The organism is Vibrio sp. J502, from assembly GCF_025397955.1.
Classification (GTDB): Bacteria; Pseudomonadota; Gammaproteobacteria; order Enterobacterales; family Vibrionaceae; genus Vibrio; species Vibrio anguillarum.
On record NZ_CP104554.1, the window covers coordinates 938,931 to 961,550 of the forward strand.

Annotated in this window: 17 protein-coding genes; 6 read left to right on the forward strand and 11 right to left on the reverse strand. The window is 44.4% G+C overall.

Annotated features, from left to right (window positions below):
- Positions 1–41: 41 nt before the first annotated feature.
- The gene (locus tag N5E84_RS04545; RefSeq protein WP_019282584.1) at positions 42–815 is read right to left on the reverse strand and encodes a RelA/SpoT domain-containing protein; all 774 of its coding nucleotides are present in this window, start codon (positions 813–815) and stop codon (positions 42–44) included.
- Between the two features lie 347 nt (positions 816–1,162).
- Here N5E84_RS04545 and N5E84_RS04550 point away from each other — a divergent pair, with 347 nt between their 5' ends.
- Positions 1,163–1,810: a thiopurine S-methyltransferase gene (locus N5E84_RS04550; RefSeq protein ID WP_019282583.1), complete on the forward strand. Its 648-nt coding sequence runs from the start codon at positions 1,163–1,165 to the stop codon at positions 1,808–1,810.
- Positions 1,811–1,931: 121 nt separating this feature from the next.
- The gene (locus tag N5E84_RS21255; RefSeq protein WP_019282582.1) at positions 1,932–3,230 is read left to right on the forward strand and encodes a methyl-accepting chemotaxis protein; all 1,299 of its coding nucleotides are present in this window, start codon (positions 1,932–1,934) and stop codon (positions 3,228–3,230) included.
- 64 nt (positions 3,231–3,294) lie between these two features.
- Here the strand turns inward: N5E84_RS21255 and purT are convergent, their stop codons facing one another.
- Positions 3,295–4,470, reverse strand: coding sequence for a formate-dependent phosphoribosylglycinamide formyltransferase (gene purT / locus N5E84_RS04565; protein WP_017047011.1), 1,176 nt, complete (start codon positions 4,468–4,470; stop codon positions 3,295–3,297).
- Between the two features lie 288 nt (positions 4,471–4,758).
- Between purT and N5E84_RS04570 the strand changes: the two genes are divergently transcribed.
- A complete protein-coding gene (locus N5E84_RS04570) occupies positions 4,759–7,506 on the forward strand; it encodes an EAL domain-containing protein (RefSeq protein ID WP_231494656.1) in 2,748 nt (915 codons plus the stop codon).
- A gap of 58 nt (positions 7,507–7,564) precedes the next feature.
- On the opposite strand, the gene cdd is transcribed toward N5E84_RS04570, so the two are convergent.
- The 6 genes from cdd to N5E84_RS04600 form a co-directional block, all read right to left on the reverse strand.
- Positions 7,565–8,452 (reverse strand): cytidine deaminase, encoded by an 888-nt coding sequence (gene cdd / locus N5E84_RS04575; RefSeq protein WP_019282580.1) that lies wholly within the window; start codon positions 8,450–8,452, stop codon positions 7,565–7,567.
- 208 nt (positions 8,453–8,660) lie between these two features.
- Positions 8,661–9,341 (reverse strand): CidB/LrgB family autolysis modulator, encoded by a 681-nt coding sequence (locus tag N5E84_RS04580; protein WP_010319624.1) that lies wholly within the window; start codon positions 9,339–9,341, stop codon positions 8,661–8,663.
- Positions 9,341–9,673, reverse strand: coding sequence for a CidA/LrgA family protein (locus tag N5E84_RS04585; RefSeq protein ID WP_033197434.1), 333 nt, complete (start codon positions 9,671–9,673; stop codon positions 9,341–9,343). The genes N5E84_RS04580 and N5E84_RS04585 overlap by 1 nt, the downstream gene beginning before the upstream one ends.
- A gap of 124 nt (positions 9,674–9,797) precedes the next feature.
- Positions 9,798–11,222, reverse strand: a complete 1,425-nt coding sequence (gene sbcB / locus N5E84_RS04590; RefSeq protein ID WP_069211963.1) for an exodeoxyribonuclease I — start codon at positions 11,220–11,222, stop codon at positions 9,798–9,800.
- Between the two features lie 151 nt (positions 11,223–11,373).
- Positions 11,374–12,741: an L-cystine transporter gene (locus N5E84_RS04595; RefSeq protein WP_029388301.1), complete on the reverse strand. Its 1,368-nt coding sequence runs from the start codon at positions 12,739–12,741 to the stop codon at positions 11,374–11,376.
- 220 nt (positions 12,742–12,961) lie between these two features.
- Positions 12,962–13,645, reverse strand: coding sequence for an NAD(P)H-binding protein (locus tag N5E84_RS04600; RefSeq protein WP_019282578.1), 684 nt, complete (start codon positions 13,643–13,645; stop codon positions 12,962–12,964).
- Between the two features lie 216 nt (positions 13,646–13,861).
- Between N5E84_RS04600 and N5E84_RS04605 the strand changes: the two genes are divergently transcribed.
- On the forward strand, positions 13,862–15,820 hold the full coding sequence (locus tag N5E84_RS04605) for a methyl-accepting chemotaxis protein (protein WP_069211964.1): 1,959 nt from the start codon (positions 13,862–13,864) through the stop codon (positions 15,818–15,820).
- A 46-nt stretch (positions 15,821–15,866) separates the two neighbouring features.
- Here N5E84_RS04605 and N5E84_RS04610 read toward each other — a convergent pair whose 3' ends face one another.
- From N5E84_RS04610 to N5E84_RS04620, 3 genes are read right to left on the reverse strand one after another with little or no spacing between them, the layout of a single operon-like run.
- On the reverse strand, positions 15,867–18,002 hold the full coding sequence (locus N5E84_RS04610) for a type I secretion system permease/ATPase (protein WP_069211965.1): 2,136 nt from the start codon (positions 18,000–18,002) through the stop codon (positions 15,867–15,869).
- A gap of 1 nt (position 18,003) precedes the next feature.
- The gene (locus tag N5E84_RS04615; protein WP_017049398.1) at positions 18,004–19,356 is read right to left on the reverse strand and encodes an HlyD family type I secretion periplasmic adaptor subunit; all 1,353 of its coding nucleotides are present in this window, start codon (positions 19,354–19,356) and stop codon (positions 18,004–18,006) included.
- Positions 19,353–21,461, reverse strand: a complete 2,109-nt coding sequence (locus N5E84_RS04620) for a peptidase domain-containing ABC transporter (protein WP_019282577.1) — start codon at positions 21,459–21,461, stop codon at positions 19,353–19,355. Before N5E84_RS04620 ends, N5E84_RS04615 begins: the two co-directional genes overlap by 4 nt.
- A 325-nt stretch (positions 21,462–21,786) precedes the next feature.
- Here N5E84_RS04620 and N5E84_RS04625 point away from each other — a divergent pair, with 325 nt between their 5' ends.
- Entirely contained in the window at positions 21,787–22,122 is a 336-nt protein-coding gene (locus N5E84_RS04625; RefSeq protein ID WP_013856638.1) for a hypothetical protein, read from the forward strand.
- A 15-nt stretch (positions 22,123–22,137) separates the two neighbouring features.
- Positions 22,138–22,599: an RTX toxin-activating lysine-acyltransferase RtxC gene (rtxC, locus tag N5E84_RS04630; protein WP_069211967.1), complete on the forward strand. Its 462-nt coding sequence runs from the start codon at positions 22,138–22,140 to the stop codon at positions 22,597–22,599.
- The last annotated feature ends 21 nt before the right edge of the window (positions 22,600–22,620 follow it).

Consider the following 22,620-nt stretch of genomic DNA (forward strand, 5'->3'; position numbering starts at 1 on the left):
CTTTTTTTTCTGTTTATGGTGAGTTAAGGGTTCTGAACGTATTAGGCTGCTTGAATATGAGTAGTGATATACGGCTGCCAGGCGTTTTGGTAGAGCTCGATAGATTGGCGACGAAACTGGTTAATTTGTGCCTTTTCAATATCATGTAACGCTCGCTTCTCTAATGCGGCGACACGTTCAAACTTCTGGATCTGTTCATAGAAACGATGCTCGGGGCCATTTTTCACATCGGCAATGGCTTTAAGATGTAATTGTACTTCTGCAATGATGTTGGTTTTAGGAAGTTGAACCAGTAAGTTTAAATCACGATAGCCTGATGCGGCAGGCGATTTAAAGCGGTTCTTTACTTTTACGATACTGGCTTCTCGGCTTAATACCTCATAAGCCTCGACTAAGCTTGGTACATCATTTGCCACCAGGGTTGTTCTGGCTAAATCTGTGATCCTATCAGCTCGCCCACCTAATTCATGTTCTATTTTGTTTAATGCTCGGTCACGTGATTTCACGCCAGAAAAGTGAGCCTCTGTTGATGTCAGTAAAGCAGTACTTCTGCACAATGTTTCAAGTTCACGTTGAGCTTGGTGAGCTTTACTGTAGAGAATTTCAAAATCGTTGTAGGGTTGCAAAGGCTGGTTGTTGGTGGACTGGATGCCATATAAACCGCTTAAACTATGCTTGAACAGTTTAGATGAGAGTTGATTTTTCGATTCACCAACTTTGACATCACTTTCTGAATTGAACGGAACGGCTGCAAAGGCAGGGGCTCTGCTTAGTACTAAAAGCATCAGTGCCGTAGTACGTAAAAATAGGCTCATTCATTCTCCTTAACTTAGTCTAGGTAAAAGGTGAAACCAAAATAGACCTAAACACGTGATAACCAGAGTCGCTTGCTATGAGATCTTGGGATGAAGAAAGTGAACTCAATAGCTCGTGGAACAATTAATCCATAATTTTGCGCTTTATCACAGGTCTTATCTTCAGACGCCTCGCCAGGCTATCTGTTCAATTTGATGTGTTACCAAGTGTATCTAATGAGGATGAACCAAATATGAACATCTTTATCTGTCTTTGTGCTGTTTGTTTAACCCGTTGGGGATTCACTTATTAGTCAGTAGCATGTACTTTGTCTGGCTGTAGATTTTAATCGTAGAGCACGAAGATAATGAAAGATTCCGAGTTTTGGCACAAGAAATGGGCCTCCAACCAAATAGGATTTCACTTAGAAGATGTGAACCCATTGTTGATCGAATATTGGCCTCAACTCTCACCTCAACGAAATGAAAGTGTATTTGTACCATTGTGCGGAAAAAGTGAAGATTTGATATGGCTCGCTTCCCAGCATGAACAGGTTCAGGGTGTAGAGCTGAGTGAAATTGCCGTTCGTTCCTTTTTTGCCGAGCATTTTTATACGCCAACGGTCACTCGCTTAAATGGAGCGCATGAACTGTATCAGTTTGATGAACTGATGATTTATACCGGAGATGTCTTTAGTGCGCCGCTAAAAGCGGTTGAGCTTATCTACGACCGAGCGGCGTTAGTTGCACTGCCCCCTGAAATGCGAGAGGAGTACGTTACTCGCTTGCTTTCACTGTTAAAAGAGGGCGGAAGGATATTGCTTGTGACGCTGGATTACGTTCAAAGTGAAATGACGGGCCCTCCATTCTGTGTCGCCAAAAATGAAGTTGAGTCGTTATTCACTGACTGCAAAGTGACGTGTCTGTTTCGTGACGATGCTGATGAAAATCACCCTAAGATCAGTCAACGAGGATTAAGCCGTTTTGCTGAAGTCGTGTGGTTAATTGAGAAGTAACAGACTATGCTTAGATCGTTTATTTATACATCTTATATAACAATAAATAGGTAGGTTTTAGGCGTTTGATGAGAGCAAGCCATTACGTCTATATCAGCCGCTCTAATACTAAGGAAAAACTATGGGTTTGTTTAGTCGGAAGCCAAACAGCAATCAACAGTCTAAAAAGAGCAGTGATGAACTGGTGGTTGATTCAATAAAACGCACGATGGCTTATATTGAGTTTGATCCACAAGGACATATTCTGACTGCCAGCTCCTCATTCTTACAAGTGTTGGGTTATTCATTATCGGAAGTGGTGGGCCAGCATCATCGAATGTTCTGTGAAAGTGAATTTGTTAATGCGCCTCAATATAGTCAACTTTGGCAAAATTTAGCGCAAGGTAAACCTCATGCGGGTACGTTTTGCCGTTTAACTAAAAGCCATAATAAAGTCTGGATTGAAGCTACGTACATCCCAGTAAAAGATGAGCAAGGAAAAGTGGTTAAGGTGGTGAAGATTGCCAGTGATGTCACTGCTGCAAAAGAGAAATTGGATAGACAAGTGGCCGTATTTGAAGCTGTCGATAAGTCAATGGCTGTGATTTCTTTCACTCCCGATGGGACGGTTGTGGAGGCGAATCCAAACTTTTTGTCCTGTGTTGGATACAAATTGGCAGAAATCGTTGGTAAGCATCATCGACTTTTTTGTGATGATGAATTTTATAAAAAGGATCCTAATTTTTGGGCGTCGCTCGCTAGCGGCCATTTTAAAACGGGATTATTTAAACGTTTTACAAAACATGGTGATGAAATTTGGTTAGAAGCGACTTATAACCCCATCTTTAACGAAAAGCATAAAGTGATTGGTGTGACTAAGTTTGCAACTGATGTCACGCAACGAGTACTGCAAGCTCGGGCGATTAAAGATGCAGCAGAAGTGGCGCATCACACCTCACAAGAAACGGTACATATTGCTCAACTTGGGACGGGAACGCTAGCCGAAGCCGCCTCCATTGCTAAAGAGATTGATAACGCGATCACTAAGGCGAATACATCGATGACGCAACTGGCCAACCAGTCGCAGCAAATCACCAAAATTGTAACCACCATTACAGGCATAGCAGAACAGACTAATTTGCTGGCGCTCAATGCCGCTATCGAGGCTGCGCGTGCCGGGGAGTATGGCCGGGGTTTTGCGGTGGTTGCTGATGAGGTGCGCTCATTGGCCTCCAATACCACCAAAGCGACCGATGAAATTGGTAATATTGTTAAGCTCAATAGCGAACTGACCAACAGCTCGACATCGATGATGGGGGCAATTCAAGGCCAAGTCACGGCATGTAACAGCAAACTGGAAGAGACGCAAAAGCTGATTGATGAAATGAGAAAAGCCGCGGACAGTGTGGTTGGCACGGTCAGTGAACTGATTAAAGAGTAAGGCTCTGCAGCGAGTATTGTTGGTGAAGAAAATGAAAGCGAGCCTAGTGGCTCGCTTTGCGTTTTTACAGAATCACTTGCACGCTTTTGGCACATTGAATTGCGTTGTGCAAAGCCTGTTTGAGTTCTTTATCTTTCGCCAGAGCAACCCCAAGTCGACGGCGTCCATCAATGTCTGGTTTACCAAACAGACGAAGTTGAGTGTGTGGGATAGACAGTGCTTCATTTATTCCATCAAATCTAAGGTTAGTGGAGGTGCCTTGACCTAAAATAACCGCAGATGCCGATGGCCCATATTGGGTAATACTGTTGATTGGCATACCCGTGAACGCGCGCACGTGTAACGCAAATTCAGACAGCTCTTGCGAAATGAGGGTGACCATTCCCGTATCATGTGGGCGAGGGGACACTTCATTGAAGATAACATTATCGCCTTTTACAAACAGTTCAACACCAAATAAGCCGTAACCACCGAGTGCATTAACCACTTGTTCTGCTACATATTCAGCGGCTTTAATTGCGTTAGCCGACATCACTTGTGGTTGCCATGATTCGCGATAATCCCCTTCCTCTTGTCGATGGCCAATGGGAGCGCAGAAATGGACACCATCCACTGCTCGAATCGTCAAGAGAGTAATTTCGTAGTCGAAATCGATAAAGCCTTCGACGATCACTCTCCCAGCTCCACTGCGGCCACCTTCTTGAGCGTATGCCCAAGCGCGGCTAATATCCTCTTGCGTCTTAATCACACTTTGGCCTTTACCTGATGAACTCATCACAGGCTTAACTACGCAAGGCATACCGACATGCTCAATCGCCAGTACAAAATCATTATAGTCATCAGCAAACTGATAAGGAGAGGTAGGTAAGGCAAGAGTTTCTGCGGCTAAACGGCGAATGCCTTCACGATTCATCGTCAATTGAGTGGCCGTTGCAGTGGGGACCACGTTTAAGCCTTGCGCTTCCAGTTCAACCAGCTTGTGAGTGGCAATTGCTTCAATTTCTGGCACCACGTAGTCTGGTTTTTCGAGTTCGATAATGGCTTGTAGCGCATCTCCATCGAGCATATCCAATACGTGGCTACGATGCGCCACCTGCATTGCTGGAGCGTTGGCGTAGCGATCACAGGCAATCACTTCTAAACCAAGGCGTTGGCATTCAATTGCCACCTCTTTGCCCAATTCTCCGGAACCAAGCAGTAAAACGCGGGTGGCATTTTCACGTGTAGCAGTACCAAACATAGTGAATCCTTACATTCAAGCAATAGGTAATAGCGAAAACAGCCAAAATCATACTAAAATTAAGAATAAAAGCAAACGTTTGCCTTTGTGATGAGAGATGAGTAATTTCCTGTTCGTACTGTCGATAAAGTGGTTTGTGTAATACGCAGTAAACGAACTCATATCTGTACAAAATTAAGGCTGAAATAGCAATTAATGTGCAGTAAACAGCATTCGAGAAACTGCGTTAAGAATATGAAGTAATTTCAGTCTAAAGTTTATGTGGGATTGACTAAGAAAAAGACACCTATGGCTATGAAAACTTTCTTACGTTTGCGTTTTATTACTCTACACACGAAAACTGCTCTGTTGTTTTCTGTCGGGTTGGTTGGGATCATTCTTAGCAGCTTATTTATTACTCGCCACTTTTTTTTATATAGTTTGAATGAGCTTGAATCAATTGAGATTCATCGAGATAGCAATCAAGCTCAGTCGGTCATTCAAGATCTTTTAGTACAGCAAGAAAAGCGTTCTTATGATTGGGCTTATTGGGATGAAACTTATCTGTTGCTGTTGAATGGCGACACTCAATTTGCTGAGCGCAACTTGTATCCTGATTCCCTCGATACTTTAGGTTTAGACGTTTTGGCTTTCATCACCGAATCCTCGCAATTGGTTGAATACTTATGTCGGGATATTGAACCTGGCACAAACTGTTCGTTAGTGGAACAGTTGATACGCTCACAAGGTGTGAGCGACCATTTAATTCAGATGCATCACACACTTGATGAGGATAAAACTAGCCGCTCTGGCCTCATCCGTGTGGAAAATAGTGTGTGGGTGGTGAGCCTAACTCCGGTGCGTAACAGTGAAGGTACGGCTGATGTTGTGGGGTGGATGCTATGGGGACAGCACTTAACCCGCCGTTTCCCTTCTCAGTATCAGAACCTACTAACCGCTAAAAATGACATTGTAGTTACCGATGCTCCTGTGATTTTACCTGTTAGTCATAATCAAGAAGGTATTGAAAGAGATCAAAATAATATCACGCATTACACCTTACTCAGTGATATGACAGGGCAACCTATTGGCTATCTAAAAACCTGTGCTCAGCGGCTTTACTATCAAAAAGGGAACGAAACTTTTTATTATTTGATTTTGACGATCATCATTGCGGCCGGCTTTGTCGCCGTGGCTACTTTTGCTCTGTTTCGCAGTAAGGTAGCCAAACGGTTTGAGAATTTTGAGCGTGGGATCAATCAGCTGATTGAAGAGAGTGCATTCTCTTCACAATCGAGTGATAAACAAGATGAGTTTGAACGAATTACCGAACTTGTCCGTTCGCTTGCTGCCTCATCCTCCTTGGCGGAAGATAGGCTTAAAGAGACGTTACAGAAATTTGATGCACTCTATCAAAGCCAAAATCTCGGAATGTTGCTGGTGGTTGATCGCTTCATTGTCGATGTGAACCAAGCCTTGTTGGATATGCTTTCTTATTCTAGAGATGAGTTGGTTGGAAAGGTTTTAGATGAGTTTTGTATTATACAAAATGATGTGGTGTGCAGCAGTGAATTACTCTACCAAAATATAGAACAAGGGATGCGTGAATTTGAGGGACATGTTGTTACAAAGGGTCAGCAGCGTTTAGAGTGTCTTATCGAAGCTACATTGATAGAACAACGTGGGCATCGCTCTATCATGCTATCGATTACTGATATCAGCGAGCAAAAGCAGCAAGAGCAGCTTATTTACGACCTTACCCATTGTGACCCAGTGTCAGGTTTACTTAATCGTCCAACGATGATGAGCCAAGTCCAGCCTTTGATTGACAATCCGATCGAATGTGGTGGGTTTTCCATGCTCTACCTACGGGTTAAAAGACTAAAAGAAATTTCAGAAGTATATGGACACAGTGCTTACGATATGGCCGTTAAACATTTTTCGGCTACGCTCAGAAACCGTTTCAACACGTCCATAATGGGACGAATTAGTGAATATGAATTTATGGTGTGTGAGTTGGGTAACGGGGCAACCTCTTTTTTGATTCATAGAGGCACTAAGCTTATCGATAGTTACAAGAGGAAGACTGACATTGGCGGCTTGGAACTCGATTTGAGTGTGGAAGGTGCTGTGATTGATTCACAATTGGCTATCGATTCTTTTGAAACTTTGGTTCAAAGTGGTTTTTATGCCATTCAACAAACAGAGAAAGCTGGAGCCAGTCTGGTTGTCTCTGTGACACAAGAATTGTTTGTTCATGCCCAGAAGTCGTTAGCGATCAATCGAGATCTTATCTCAGCCGTGAAAGATGGTCATATTATTGCTTACTATCAGCCGATTGTTCGTGCAGACAGTGCCGAAATCATTGGCTTTGAAGCTCTGGCTCGCTGGAAGCACCCTCAACTTGGTATGGTTTCGCCAACCGTATTTATCCCTTTGGCTGAGCAACGTAAAGTGATCATTGAATTGGGAGAGCAGATACTAGGCCAAGCCTGCCAATTTATTAGCGAACTGCAAACGCAGTCGCAATTTTCGTTGGGTAAACGGCTAAGTATTCACGTCAATCTTTCTAGCCCGCATTTCTACAGTAAAAAATTGGTCGGGTACTTATCAGTATTGATTGAAAAATATCAAATTGAACCGGGACAATTAGTGCTCGAATTGACGGAAAGTATGTTGTTGGGGGCTGAAGAAGAGACGATCAAACGCATGGATGCGATAAAAAAACTCGGTATACAGTTGGCGCTTGATGATTTTGGTACGGGCTATTCCTCGTTTAGTACATTGTGTGATTTTCCATTAGATATAGTGAAGTTAGACCAGTCTTATATTTCCACATTGGAATCCAATGACAAAGCCAAAACCTTGGTGCGCAGTATTATCAATATGTCGCAAGAGCTAGGCTTAACTACCGTGGCTGAAGGGGTTGAAACTGCTTCGCAACTGCGCAAACTCAAAGTCTGGAATATTGATGAGATCCAAGGCTTCTATTTTTACAAGCCGATGAGTAAACAAGAGGTGTTCGATAATTTGTTGGGCGGAAAGGATATGCGGTAAAACCTGCACCATCAAAAGGAAAAAATCCCCATGCGTTGGGGATTTTTCACTAGAGCGCCTAAACCACAAGATAGGAAAGAGGAATGTCTGGGTTAATTACTTCCAAGGTGGCTTGAGTATCGGCTAAATGGCTAATACTGCCATCAGACATCTCAACTAATGCGGCTGCGACAATATTATCAAAGCGTTGGCCATCCATCATTAACTGAACAAGAGCAACTTGCAATGGTGGTAAGCTTGGGTTGAATGCGGCATTTTCAGCATACGCACCGACGTAGGTTTTACCATTCTCAACTTGCAGGGCAACACCACTGAGATTGTTGGTATAGGGTGCGTAACTGCGATTTAGGCCATTAAGAGCTAAGCCAATGAGTGGGTCATCTTCGCTAGTTGTTTTGCCGTGGTTAGCGTCTGCCATTAGACCAGAATCAACACCTAAATCGGCAGGACCAAATGATTCAGGTAGGTACTCTTGCAGTGACTTCTCATCACGCTGTGGTAGCTGAATGGCAAGCGAGTCTGCGGTCGTAAGCTCATTCATAAACTGACGGCAGTGCCCACAAGGGCTGAAGTTGATGGTAATGTCAGCAACGCCTTGTTCACCTTTCATCCACGCATGGCTGATGGCACATTGCTCGGCGTGTACGGTTTGGCCCAATTGCGCACCGGAAAACTCCATATTCGCGCCAAAGTACAAACGGCCCGATAAACCTCTGACGATGGCTCCCACGTAAAAGTTTGAAATCGGTACGTAAGCATAGGCGGCCGCAAAAGGCAGCAGTGCAACGCGCAATTCCGCATCATCTGAGCCAGAAAGAGAAAGCAGTTGGTTGAACTGTTCTGGTGATAGGGTTGCGTCAAAATCGTCTGATAGCAGAATAGACGACAAAAATTCTGCAACGGGTTTTGGCGTATCCGCTAGCGCCTGTTCAATACGGCTTTTCATAATGAGTCCTTATCTATGTATTGAGGAATATTCTAGGCGAAGAATGAAATTTTACTGAGATTTAAATCACGTAATTTAATGTAACATAATTTTGGTTTTCACATTTAGAGTGAGGTCACACATGAAATCGATTACAGTCAGCCTTAAAGTGAGACACGTCTACAATCAAAACCCATGAGTAGACGTATCTTTGATTTCTGTTGGCACTCTATAGCGTGGACAACCACATTGAAAAAGCAAAAAAACTTGGAGCAAGTATCGATGTGATTACGCCGCACACGACTAATGCAAGTGAACTAAATGCTGCGTCACGTGGATCTTTTTCAGCGCAGGTTGCTGTGCCCAGCGCATGAGATACGGTGCCCATGGTTAAGCCTTTAGCAATGGGATGCGTGATGTTGAGAAGGTTATAGATAGGGTAGGCGAGAATCGCGCCAAACAGCCCTACAATGACCACTAAAACGGCGGCAATGGCTGGCTCCCCACCGAGGTTACTGGAAACTTCCATCGCAATCGGTGTGGTAACTGATTTACCCAGTAGGCTGGCGATTAAATGTATATCCGTTTGAAGATAAACAGCAATTAAGCTGGCTGTGAGCATTGACATAGCACTGCCCACCCCGCAGGCGAGGGCAATGATGCGCCAATTTGAGCGGATCTGAGGCAGTTGTTCATAGAGAGGATAAGCCAGCGCCACCACGGCCGGTTGCAACAGAAAGCTAAGCCACTGGTTATCAGCATAGTAACTGGCATAAGGGATGTTAAAAAATAGCAAGATAGGAATGATGATCACAAGGCTGAGCAGTAACGGATTCATTATGGCCGTTTTGCATTTTTTGCTGATCCAACGTGTCAGGAAAAAGACCGCAATCGTGAGCAATAACCACATCACTTATTCCCCTTTTTCAAAAAACGATCCAGCCCTAAACCCAGACAAACTAATACGATCAGCGTACCGCCCACCGCGCTGGCAAGAATCGGGATGGCGTTACTCATCAATAAATCAAAATGCTCGATTAATCCGACACTGATAGGGACAAATAAAATGACCATATAACGGATAAAAAGACTGGCACTGGGTTTTACCCATTCGACAGGCACGAGCCCACTTGCCAATAAACTAAACAGAATTAGCATTCCGATAATACTGCCCGGAATGGTGATGCCAAGCCAATGTTGAAGATTGATACCTGCCATCAGGCAAAGGAAAATCAGCCCCATAGAGACCAAATATTTTGCAATGGTATTCACAATAAAAGTCGGTGCCTTGTTGTGCCTAAACTATTTTCGGAAATGGAATCGCAGCGTGTTGGTTTGAAACCTGACAGCGCGAAAACCTCGTACATTAACTCGCGATGTCTTCGACATAACGGTAAACGGATTTTAAAATAGCCATTTTCTTTTCGTCACTGCTGTGGGTGTGAACTAAGTTCTCTAAATTGAGCATGTACTCTTCAAGGTGGCTTTCGAAATAATCACGACAGTGAGTTGCCCAACGCCTTTGCTCTTCGTCACTTAATGTCAATGGGTAATGGCGAGCGCGGTAGCGAAACAGCAAGGGTTCGATGCGCTTATCGCTAAAACTAATGTCTAATGCGGCGAGGTTGACAGGGTCAGCTTGGCGAATGATCTCCATCGCCGCTTTGTCGGCGGGAGAGAAGAAACCGTCGTAGAGTTGAGTATCGACATCGTCACTGTGCTTATATTCTCGCTCAATTGTGTAGAGGCCAATCAGCCTTTCTCTGATCTCAGGGTACTGCTTGATGAGCGCTAAGTGTTCAAGGCACAGGTTTCTATCGACCCCGATATGGTCTGCATTTTCGGCCGTTAATGTTTTGGCCGGCGCAAGGATAGGGCATTTATTGAGATGCACTAATTTGATGGGCACTGGCAATTCATCTTCTGCCAACTCTTCGCGTTTGGTATATAGACGTTGATGCAGTTCTTCGCTGCTTAAATCGATCAGGGGTTGAGGGTTTTTGGCAAGGTCCACCACAATAACCGCATTTTGATTGGTGGGATGCCAAGCAATCGGCACGATCCAACTGGTGTATTGGCATTCTCGGCCTAACATACCCGATACGTGCATTAAAGGTGTCATGTTGACGATATCAATCAGATCATTGAGTTTGCGTTTATGGCGCATGTTAAAAAAGTAATCAAACAACTTGGGTTGGGCGGCTTTTACTTTTTTGGCCAGCTCAATGGTGGCGATAACATCGGCCATAGCATCGTGGGCATTTGCGTGTTCGATGCCATTGGCAACCGAGAGATGCTCCAACTTAAAACTGGTAAAGCCTTCGTCATTTTCGGGCCAGTTGATGCCTTCTGGACGTAGCGCATGGCAGGCGCGCATCACATCAAGTAAATCCCAGCGTGAATTGCCGTTTTGCCAGCTCCAAGCATACGGATCAATGAAATTACGATAGCAAGTGTAACGCGTTACTTCATCATCAAAACGAATACTGTTGTAACCAAGACTGGTGGTGTTGGGTGTGGCGAGTTGTTGATGAATTTTGGCGATAAATTCAGGCTCTGGCAAGCCTTGGGCCACCGCTTTTTGTGGTGTGATACCCGTAATAAGCGCCGCTTCTGGAGAAGGCAAATAGTCCGTTGGTGGTTGGCAATAGATAACCAGTGGTTCGCCAATAATATTAAAATCCATATCGGTGCGAACGCCCGCAAATTGGCTCGGACGATCTTTCGCAGGGTTGACTCCCCACGTCTCATAGTCGAGGAAAAAGAAAGTAGGCGGGTGCTCTTGTCGCATTCGATAGTATCCAGTCGCTGAAATTTAAGGTTTATTAGACCATTGCCTGTGTGACATAGCAATGTGCGAAGCATGCTCTGATGAGGATTTGAAATGAAAAAGCCGGCGCATTGGCACCGGCTTGGAGAAAAACGAGAACGTTCGATACTTTCTAGGCTTGCTGTTCTTGAACTTGTACCTGTTTACCGTTCAGTAAGCGGCTGGTAATGGTACCTGCCGTCATTGAGCCTGAAACGTTCAACGCGGTGCGGGCCATATCAATCAACGGTTCAATGGAGATAAGCAGTGCTGCAATCGTCACTGGTAGGCCCATCGCTGGTAGCACGATTAAGGCTGCAAAAGTAGCACCGCCACCGACGCCGGCAATACCAAATGAGCTGATTGCGATAATAGCCACTAGCGACAAAATAAAGTGCACGTCCATTGGATTAATACCGACGGTAGGAGCAACCATCACTGCGAGCATGGCTGGGTAAATACCAGCACAGCCGTTTTGACCAATAGTGGCACCGAATGAAGCCGATAGGTTGGCAATTGCTGGTGGTACGTTCAGCTTAGTGATTTGCGCTTCTACATTAAGAGGAATGGTTGCCGCTGAGCTACGTGAGGTGAACGCGAAGGTCAACACTGGCCAAATTTTTTGGAAATACTCTTTAGGGCTAACGCCTACAAAAGAAACCAATATACCGTGCACCACAAACATCAATGCAATGGCGACATAAGAGGCGACAATAAAACCGAGCAAACTCAGAATATCGCCCGTACTTGATGTCGCGACAACTTTCGCCATCAAAGCCGCAATACCATAAGGGGTTAGTGCCATCACCATTTTTACGAGGCGCATCACAATCGACTGTATCGCTTCGACAAAGGTGCGGATTGGCGTTTCTAGCTCGGCTTTCTCTGACATTACTTTACGCGCCGCAATACCCGTTAGTACGCCAAAAATAACCACAGCGATGATCGAGGTTGAGCGAGCACCGGTTAAGTCGGCAAAAGGATTGGTCGGAATAAAGCTTAATAACATTTGAGGAATAGTTAAATCACTCACAGTAGCGGCGCGGCTTTCTAGTACAGCAATACGCGCCGTTTCACGGCTGCCTTCAACGAGGCTGTCAGCTGTTAAACCAAAAGCTTGGGTGACAAAAATACCGATCAATGCCGAGACTGCGGTCGTCAGCAGTAAGATAGAAATGGTCAGGCCAGAGATTTTACCGAGCGAGCCACCTTTATCGAGCTTCACAACCGCAGCGATCATCGACACCAGCACCAAAGGCATAATCACCATTTTTAGCAAACCAACATAGCCGTTACCGACGACGTTGACCCAGCCTAATGTTTCCTTGATAGCCACATGTCCTTCACCAAGAACTACTTGTAGAGCAAGGCCAAATGCGCTGCCTAGGATTAACCCAAGTAGCACTAAGCGTGAAAGAGTGTGAGACTTTTTCTGCTGTCCGAAGAGAAAAAACAGAATGCCAATAAATACTGCGAGTGCGGCAATGGCTGCAACTGACATGATGCGACACCTTAAAAGTTGTGTACCCATGATTACGTTGATCGCCGATGAGCGATGTAGTCGATAATGCTAGGTAAAAGGGGAATAAAAGCGATGAAACGCAACCATATCTTTTAACGTAGGTTAATCCAAAGACAAAATCAGCATGATTTAGAACAAATGGTTATCAATCTTTCTATTGTGCTGGTAAATGAACCGATCGGTGAGTTATTTAAGCAAGTCATTGATACTTCTTGAGCAAGGCAAGCATGTCGCTAGAGTGCAAAATATCTATGGCGTGTGGTTGTATCTGAAAGAGGCAATAGAGCATAGCGCTTGCAACATCTTGCGCGGAAATGGGGATAAAATTGCGTAAGCGCCCTAGTAGCAGAGGGTGCAATAGAGTCAGAATCACTCGTACCCATTTTTCATCCGTTCGCTTGTTTTTCCGAATGCCAGTTAGAGGCCCAGGCCTGACGAAGGTCACTTGTTCAAAACCCATTCGGCGAATGGTTTCTTCCATTCTCCCTTTGCATTGTAAGTAATGAGATCGAGAGCGAGCTTTGGCACCTAAGCTCGAAACGATGGCGATGCGCTTGACACCCAATGTCTTCATTGTTTGAGCAACTTGACAAACCAACTCATAGTCTACTTTCTCCAGCCCCTGCTTTGAACCCGCTTGCTTACGGGTAGTCCCTAGTGCGATGAGACCAAGCTGGGGAGGGACAAAACTTTCATCCCAGTGCGTGATTTGCAGCTGCGGATGAATGATTTCTTGCAACTTTGGGTGTTGGATTTCGGTGCTTTTTCTGACTAAAGAATAGATTTGAGAGACGGCTTGCTCTTCTAGCATAATGGCTAAAGCATGCTGCCCAACGAGACCGGAAGCGCCAGCAATAATCATAGTTTTGTGTCGCTTATCCATCGTTTTCTCCTTTTTACCTTGCAGTGATTGTATGCAGTGCTGCTTACTTATGGCAGTGTATTCTTTCGCTTTCATCGTATTCAACCATTTATAAGCACCGATTTTAGAAATAATGCTTTAGTGACATTGCATCTTTATCGCTATTAACTAAATTTTTAGTGTAGGTAACTAAAAGAAATGAGCTGCTGTCAAATACAGAGATAAGGCGTAATAACAATGAAAATAAAATCTAAACTGTTGCTCAGCTTGATTTCGGCGACCATTATCCCTGTTGCTATTGTTTCAACGGTAATGGTGACGAATTTACGTTCACAAGCCGTTAGTGATTTTATTGAACAAAGTCATGGAGAAATGAGTCAGGTTGATAATGCCATTGCCATCTATTTTTCTGGCATTGAACAAAATGTGAAAATGTTAGCCAACTCACCCGCGTTGCAAAAAGTGGACAGTTCCATTACCCGTTATATCGACAAAATAGCTGAACCGATGACCCCAGATAGCAATGGAATGGTGGAGCGTGGAATTTATGAAGCGCTTTACCTTATGGGTGAGGCGCACAAAGGTTATTCGTACGTTTACATGGGAACCAAAGAGGGCGGATATATACAATGGCCGACGGGTAAGGCGTCGGACAATTATGATCCTAGAGCTCGCCCGTGGTACAAAACGGCGATGTCTAGTCCAGGCGAGATAAAACGCACTCAAGCCTATTATTGGGAGCCTGATGACGCCACGATTGTGAGCAATGTTTTGTCCTTTAATGCTGCTGGTACCCCAAATGCTGGGGTGGTTGCGATTGATGTTTCGCTAAAAACACTGACGGATATCGTGAAGAAGATAAAATTAGGCGAAACCGGATACATTATGATGGTTGAGGATAGCGGTAACGTCTTGGTGGATGCTAAGTACCCAGAGAACAATTTTCAATCCCTTGACTCCTTAGCTGCTGCATACAAAACGATAGGTCAAACATCCTCTGGTTTTATCAATATCGAAATTGGCGGTGTGGAATATATGGCTAATGTCATGAATTCCGAAAAGTTAGGTTGGAAGTTCGTTGGCCTGATTACTACCGAAGAAGTTATGGCAGAAAGCAATAGCTTGATCAAATACATTTTAGCGATTGTTTTTGTGTTGACAGTGATTTTCATCATTGGCGCACTTTTTTTAGCGGGGTTGATCGCCAAGCCGCTTAGTTTAGTTTCAAACGGCTTACAAGAGATAGCTGAAGGTGAAGGTGATTTAACCAAGGAATTGATCATTCGTTCGAACGATGAAACGGGTCAATTGGCTGTGTATTTCAACGCATTTTTGAAAGCCATTCGATTACTTGTACAGCAAATAGGCCATGCAGGAGAACAGATGGGGGAATCGGCGCAAAGAGCGGCAACAATATCGGAAGACTTGTCAGCCGTTTCTCAACGACAGAAACAAGCGGTTGAGATGGTATCAACGGCGTTTAATGAAATGGTGTCTACTGCCAATGAAGTAGCAACGCTATGCAGCTCGGCAGCCCAGGCTGCTGATGACAGTCAGCAATTAGTGAGTCAAGGCCAGCAAAATATCCACACCGCCGTCTCTAGTGTCAATCAGTTAGCCGATTATATTTCAACGTCTTCAACCACGATTCAAGAGTTAGAAAATGATAGCCAAGGTATCACTGCAATTTTAGATACCATTCGTGGCATTGCTGAACAGACCAACCTGTTGGCTTTAAACGCTGCGATTGAAGCGGCTCGTGCAGGGGAGCAGGGAAGAGGTTTTGCTGTTGTTGCGGATGAGGTTCGTGCGCTCGCAAAACGTACGCAAGATTCAACCGAAGAAATCAACGGCTTAGTGGTACGTTTGCAAAATAGGACCAAAGAAGTCGCAGAACAGATGACCGTGAGTTTAAATGCGTCACGGAAAACCGTGACAACGACTGAGTCGGTCAACGATAGCTTTACTGGCATCTATCAGTCAGTATTGTCGATTCACGATATGAATACTCAAATCGCAACGGCTGCCGAAGAGCAGCACCTAGTCGCAGAAGAAATTAATCGTAATATTCATCAAGTACAAGAAGATACTCATAAAGTTGATGATGTATCGAGCCGAGCTCTACTGAACTCACAAAATCTCGCGAGTTCAGCTGATGATCTGAATAATTTAGTGAGTAAGTTTAAGACCCAGTAATTTCTGGGGAGATTTTTTATACCTAACCCATTTGAAGGAGAGAAAGTTAACCACTGACTTGTTGTTCCCATAAACGTGCGTAAAGTCCTGCACGTGCGAGCAACGCTTCGTGAGTACCTTGCTCGGCCACTTGCCCATCTTCGATGACGATAATGTTATCGGCATGACGAATCGTCGATAACCGATGTGCAATACTGATCACCGTTCGATCATGGCAAATGGTTTCCATGTTGCTCATGATGGCCGCCTCTGACTGATAATCGAGCGCTGAAGTCGCTTCATCAAGCAGTAAGATTTTTGGGTTAACTAACAATGCGCGAGCCAGTGCAATGCGTTGACGTTGCCCGCCAGATAAGTTGGCACCTCTTTCTCCTACTTGTTGTTCAAACCCTTGTGGCAGCGCTTCAATAAAGTTTAACGCACCAGCAAGCTTTGCAACGTTTATCAGATCTGCATCGCTTGCATCGGGTTTACAAAGACGAATATTGTCGGCAACGCTGCCTGCAAATAGCATGCTTTCTTGTAGCACCACACTCATGCTGCGCCTTAATGAGACCGGATCTGCAATGGCGAGATCCATACCATCGACTAAGACTTGCCCATGCAAAGGTACATAAAGACGCTGTAGCAGTTTCGTTAATGTACTTTTGCCTGATCCGGAAGGCCCGGTAATACCGATAAATTGCCCCGGAGCGATGGTCAACGAGAGATTCGCTAAGACTTCCGGTGCATCGATATGATAACGGAAGCGAACATTTTTAAACTCAATGCCTCCTTGAACAGAAGGGATGGAAGCAAGGCCATCTTTACTATTTTCAGCCGGTTCGTTAAGAATGTCGCCTACGCGACGCAAGGCTACTAAGGTGTGCTGGAAATCTTGCCACACTTGCGCAAGTCGCAAAACGGGTTGAGTAACATGCCCTGCTAGCATATTGAAGGCGACCAATTCACCGGGGGTGAGCTGCCCATTGAGCACTAAATTGACTCCCCACCAAAGTAAAATGGCAGCGGCTATTTTCTGCACTAAGGCAATCAATTGCCCAGCAATTAAACTGGCTTTTTGGGCTGAAAACGCGCATTCAATTTGTCGACTGAGTATTTGCTGCCACCGTTCTAAAAATCGAGCTTCCGTTGCGGTTGTCTTGATTGTTTCTATACCCGTTATCGATTCAGTCAGGAAGGTGGTTGTCTCTGCTTCTGCGTCATACTCTGTCGTTACCTTGTGACGAACCCAAGGTCCAATACCTAACCACAGCAGAAAATAAATCACTAATGAACCGATAATCAGCCCGGTGAGCGCTGGCGCATAATGAAACATCACACCAATAAAGAGGGTGATAAAAATGAGATCCAAGAGCAGCATTAAGGTTGAGCCCGTCAAAAACTGACGTATTTGCCCCATTTCCCGTACGCGGGCGATGATCTGCCCGGTTTGACGCTGCTTGAAATAACTTAATGGAAGATTAATCAAATGCCGATACAATCGCCCCGATAGCTCTGCATTGACTTGACTAGAAAGATGACCAAAAACCGTATTGCGCAAATAACTGTAAAGAGGTTCAGCAATGGCCAGCGCAAGCATAGCCAGCGCTAAAACGTGCAAACTCGACAAACTTCGCCCCACAAGAACCTTATCAATAACGGTTTCAAAAAGTTTGGGACCAAACAGGGCAAACAGTTGCAGCACAATCGAATACAGAAACACATCACGTAGCTGTTTTGACTGACGAAGTACCGAAGGCATAAACCAGCGGAGGCCAAAAGCGACATCGCTTGGCTCTATACTCTGCTCAATCAGTAATAAGACCTCATAACAGGAACTTGACGATCCTTGCGCCAACGGAAACTCGAAATAGCGCTGTTTAATGGGATCGTACAAGGTCCAACCATACTCGTTTAGCGCATGAATGACATGCCACTGCTGACGGATTTTGACCAATGCAGGTAGCGGGATTGGCTCGCTTCCTCTGACGGTGATCATTCGGCTTTTCAGACCAATAGATTGAGCGGCTCGCTGAATGTCGAGAGCACTGAGCTCATTTTCGGCAACGCCTAGTGTATGAATCAGTTGTGATGGCGTGACTTTCTTATCAAACGAAAGGCTGGCAAACGAGAGGGCCGCTAATGCGCCATGGCTTTCTTGATCATGAACCGTTGAGACGGTGTTGGTTAAGGTATCCACTCTATTTTTCTCGCAATGCTTCAGCTTGATATTCTCGGATTGGGCTGAGTAGATAATCGATGATCCGACGTTGGTCGGTTTTAATCTCAGCCACGACAGACATACCGGGCAATAAGGCAACAGAGGTACCATCGACCTCAATTGTATGGTTTAACAATTGCACTTGAGCGGGAAAAACCAACCCAAGTTGCTCATCCATTGTCGAGTCTCTAGAAACGTGAACCAATGTTGCCGATAAGGTGCCGTAACGCGTATAGGGAAAGGCATCAATTTTCAACGTCACGGGTTGGCCAGCATAAATAAAGCCAATGTCTTTATTGAGAATTTTAACTTCGGCGACTTGTACCGAATCGTCAGGCACAATAATCATCAAATTTTGTGCTGGTTGTAAGACTGCCCCAAGGGTGTGAACACTCAATTGCTGTACAGTGCCAGTGACAGGAGAGCGAACCACTTGTAATCCTTCATGTTCGCGTACTTTGTCCAGTTCATGTTGCAGCGCTGAGAGTTGTAGGTGTGCTTGCTGACTTTTGTCTTGCCACTCTCTGGCTTTTTGCGCACGCAGCGCTTTTAAACGCTCTTCTAGGTTGAGATATTGCTTTTGCAGCACATGTTGTTGTGATGTTTGCTGGGCTAACGCTCGTTCGGATTCTAATAACTCTTTTTCCTGCTCCAGATACTGCACTTGACCGATCAAACGCTGTTGTTTGAGCTTTTTTTGAGCATCAAGGCGCTGAGTAATATTACTCACTAACTGCTTTAAGCCTCTGATATCGACCTCAAGTGAGGACTGGGAAGCAAGATTGACCTGCATTTCAGCACGCAAGTTTTCCAACACCGATGTGAATTCGTTCTTTTCAGTATCAAAGCTGTCGATGACCTCTTGCTGTGCCGAAGGTGCCAATGCCAAATACAGGGGATGTTGAGCTAGATCAGCCTTGCCACGCAAAGCTTGATACTTTAGAAATTCATGGGTTTGATAGCGTATTTGATGACGCAAACGTTCAATATCTTGGCTAACGCCTAACGTGTCCAGAGTCAGTAAGGGCATCCCTTTTTCGACACGTTCGCCGTCTGCTATATGGATTTGTGCTACTCGGCTTTGTTCGTAAGATTGGATCACTTGCGAGCGCCCAGGGACTAACAGCCGCCCGTTTGCGGTCGCTTGGATATCCAATTTCCCCCAATAGGTCCAAAGTAAGGTGAGCAGTAACCCTACACTTAGCGTGATGGCGGTGATGCGAGCAAACGGAGAGGGTGGGCTCTGCTGTAGAGCAAGATGGCCGGGTAAAAACTCAAAGTAGCCGTTCGTTTTCGGGCGCTTAGAGCGAAGCTTCTTTAACTGAGAGATCATACTCGCTCATCCTCTTGTTTTAATGCTTGTTGCAGTTGCCACAACTGGAAATATTTGCCTTGCTCTGCGAGAAGTTGTAGATGCGTGCCTTGCTCTGCAATCTCACCTTTTTCCAGCACGATAATTCGGTCACACTCTCTTACCGTAGAGAGGCGGTGTGCGATGGTAATAACGGTACGCCCGGCGGCAATTTGCTCCATATTGGTTTGAATGATGGCTTGTGATTCATCATCTAAAGCGCTGGTGGCTTCATCAAGAATTAAAATCTTAGGGTCTGCAAGCAGCGTGCGGGCAATGGCTAAACGTTGTCGTTGTCCGCCTGAAAGTGACTGCCCCCCTTCGGCTAAAATCGTGTCGTAACCCAGTGGCAGCTTTAAAATAAACTCATGAGCGCCCGCTAATTTTGCCGCTTGCACAATCTCATCCAAGTTGGCTTGTGGCTTTGAATGGGCAATGTTGTCACTAACACTTTTACTAAAGAGAAAGTTCTCTTGTGATACCACCCCCAACTGGCAACGCAATTCATGAACACCGATCTGTTTGAGTGAGGTGTTATCGAACATGATTTGGCCTGATTCAGGGCTGTACAGCTTGAGTAAAAGCCGAGCCAAGGTGCTTTTTCCCGACCCCGAGCCACCGACCACACCAATTTTCTCACCCGCTTGGATATTGAGTGAAAGCTGATTGATGGTCAGCGGTAAATCGGGTTGATAACGGAAACTCACCTGATTGAGAGTGATCGCACCTTGCAGCTGTAGAGGATGGCTGGCTTGCTGCTGCTCGGTGGGCAAATTGAGTAGGTCGGAAAGTTTATCGACTGCAATTTGCGCTTGTATAAATTGCCCCCACAGCTCGACGAGCCGGGCAAGAGTTTGTGCAACATGACTGGCGAGCATGTTAAAAGCGATCAGTTGACCTATGGTCATTTGTAACGCGAGCACTTCTGATGCGCCAATCCATAGTAGAAAGACGCTCGCTATTTTTTGGATGAACTGCACTGCGTGGCTAGAGCGGTTATTCCACTGCTGAACCACATAGTTGCTCGATATCATCTGTTCGGTTTGAGTATCCCAACGTCGAATAAAGCGAGGTTCAGTCGCTAAGCTTTTAATGGTATCACTCCCCGCGACGGTTTCAGTTAGAAACGAAGTGTTGTGCGCCATATGGGTAAATTGTTGTTCAATCGCTTGTTGCAGCCTTGGGGTTAGCCACCAAGCCAAAAAGAGATAACACGGCAGTGTGGCCAATACCAATAAGGTTAGCCCGCCAGAAAGTAAGCTCATCACATAGAAAAAGATCACGAGAAAAACGAGATCAATCGTGAGGGTAAACATCGAACCTGTGATGAACTCGCGTATGGTATCGAGCTCTCTTACTCGAGTCACAATCGCCCCAACTTGCCTTGATTTGAAAAACAGCAGCGGTAAACCAAACAGATGGTGAACCAATTTAATGCCAAGCTTAATATCAATGCGGTTAGCGGTATGAGCATATTGATATTCGCGTAAACCGCGTAGCAATACCTCAGCTATTCCAGAAATAACTAAGACGAACACTAAAACATCGAGTGTCGAGTGGGCTTGATGCACTAATACTTTGTCCATCACGACTTGGAAAAATAGCGGTGTAATAAGTGCAATAACTTGCAGTACGAAAGAGAATAAAACAATCTCAGCGATTAAATGTTTATGTTGCGATAATTCAGGTAAGAACCAACGAATATCAAAAGAGGATTGCTTTTTTTTGATATCTAGCGTTTTTCCATTCCAATTCTGTTTTAAATAGCTTGCATCTACTACTTTTGGGGTATCTGAGTCACATGGATGAATTAAACATTTATCCTGTTCAACTTTAGCCAAAATAAATGGGTGATTATTTTTGTTAAATAAAATAATCGGTTTCTTTATTTTAGCAATTCCAGTAAAAGACTTCACTTTATTAGTAGTGACTAAATAATTTCTTCCTTTTAAATCTTTTATTATTGAATCAATTGCATTAGATGGCGTTTCATTAGAAATATCTAATTTTATCTCACGAATTCCGATCAGCGGTAAGTAGACTGATAAGCAATGTAGCATGGATTTTTTTTCATTTAAATCAGTCATATATTTGATTCTTTAAGGGCCAAAAGATAAAAGGGTGGCTGATTATATCATTAATATCAATGAATGCTCAAATATTACCTGGTCTGACTTGCTGGTATTATTTTTTAAGATTTTTATTATCAATGGGTTATGGTCTATTGCGTTTGTGTTTCTTTAATTAACTCATAAGTTTTCGTTATTATGTGGTTGCGTGCTGTTGAAATGCTATATAATATAAAAAATGATTTTTTGGTTATCGTTACTCCTTTTAAAAGCAACTGCTTTTATGAGCCACTGCTTTTATAAGAGGATTTGTTTTATTTTTAAATTATGAGGTGATTTATTTATGTCTGAGAAATTTGTCCAAACAGTATCGAGTGTTAATTATAACAAAGGTGTTTTCTCTCTCTATTTTGTTGGACAGAATCAATCCAACATGGCAAACGGTATTATGGCGGAAAGTGATACGGACTTAGAGCTAAAAGAAGTGATTCATATGCCTGCTTCTGGTTTTATGTATATGGTTTCGATGGTTAAGAATATGCTTGAAGATCCTCGTATGAACGAAGAGTTAGAAAAATTAATTGCCGCAGGTTTTCTACCATCACCGAGTGAAGCACCTCAAGAGAACGAGAGTGGTATTGAGCCTGCTAAAAAACGCGTGACACGCACGAAAAAATAAAAGGTGGCTTAGCGTATGTTGATTCAAAATCACGCGGCGAAACTGGATCGTGCAATGATGCAGAAAATGATGGGTGGGATTCTTCTGCTCAGCCAATATTCTCCTCTGCATCAGCGGTATCTTATCAGTGAATGGCAGCAACGGATTATGCCATCATTTGAGTTAAATCAGTTTTGCTATTACGAAGATGAACAAGGAGGTCCAATTGCATTTTGTAATTGGGCGTTTTTGTCTGAGCAAGTGAGAGAGTTGCTATTGTCCGGTGAACGAGAAATCGAAGCCGCTGACTGGCGCTCTGGTGATCATATCTACATTCCTGAAATGCTTGCTCCTTTTGGTCACGGACGTCAAATCGTCAATGACTTACGACAGCGTGTTTTTTTGCCGTGGAAAGGGCAAAAAGTGTGTACTGTCCGCGGAAAAATCGATACGCAAAACGACCGCTGTATCCGTAAGGTACAGTGGTTTTCTATTTAAATAACAATAAGAGCCACAGTC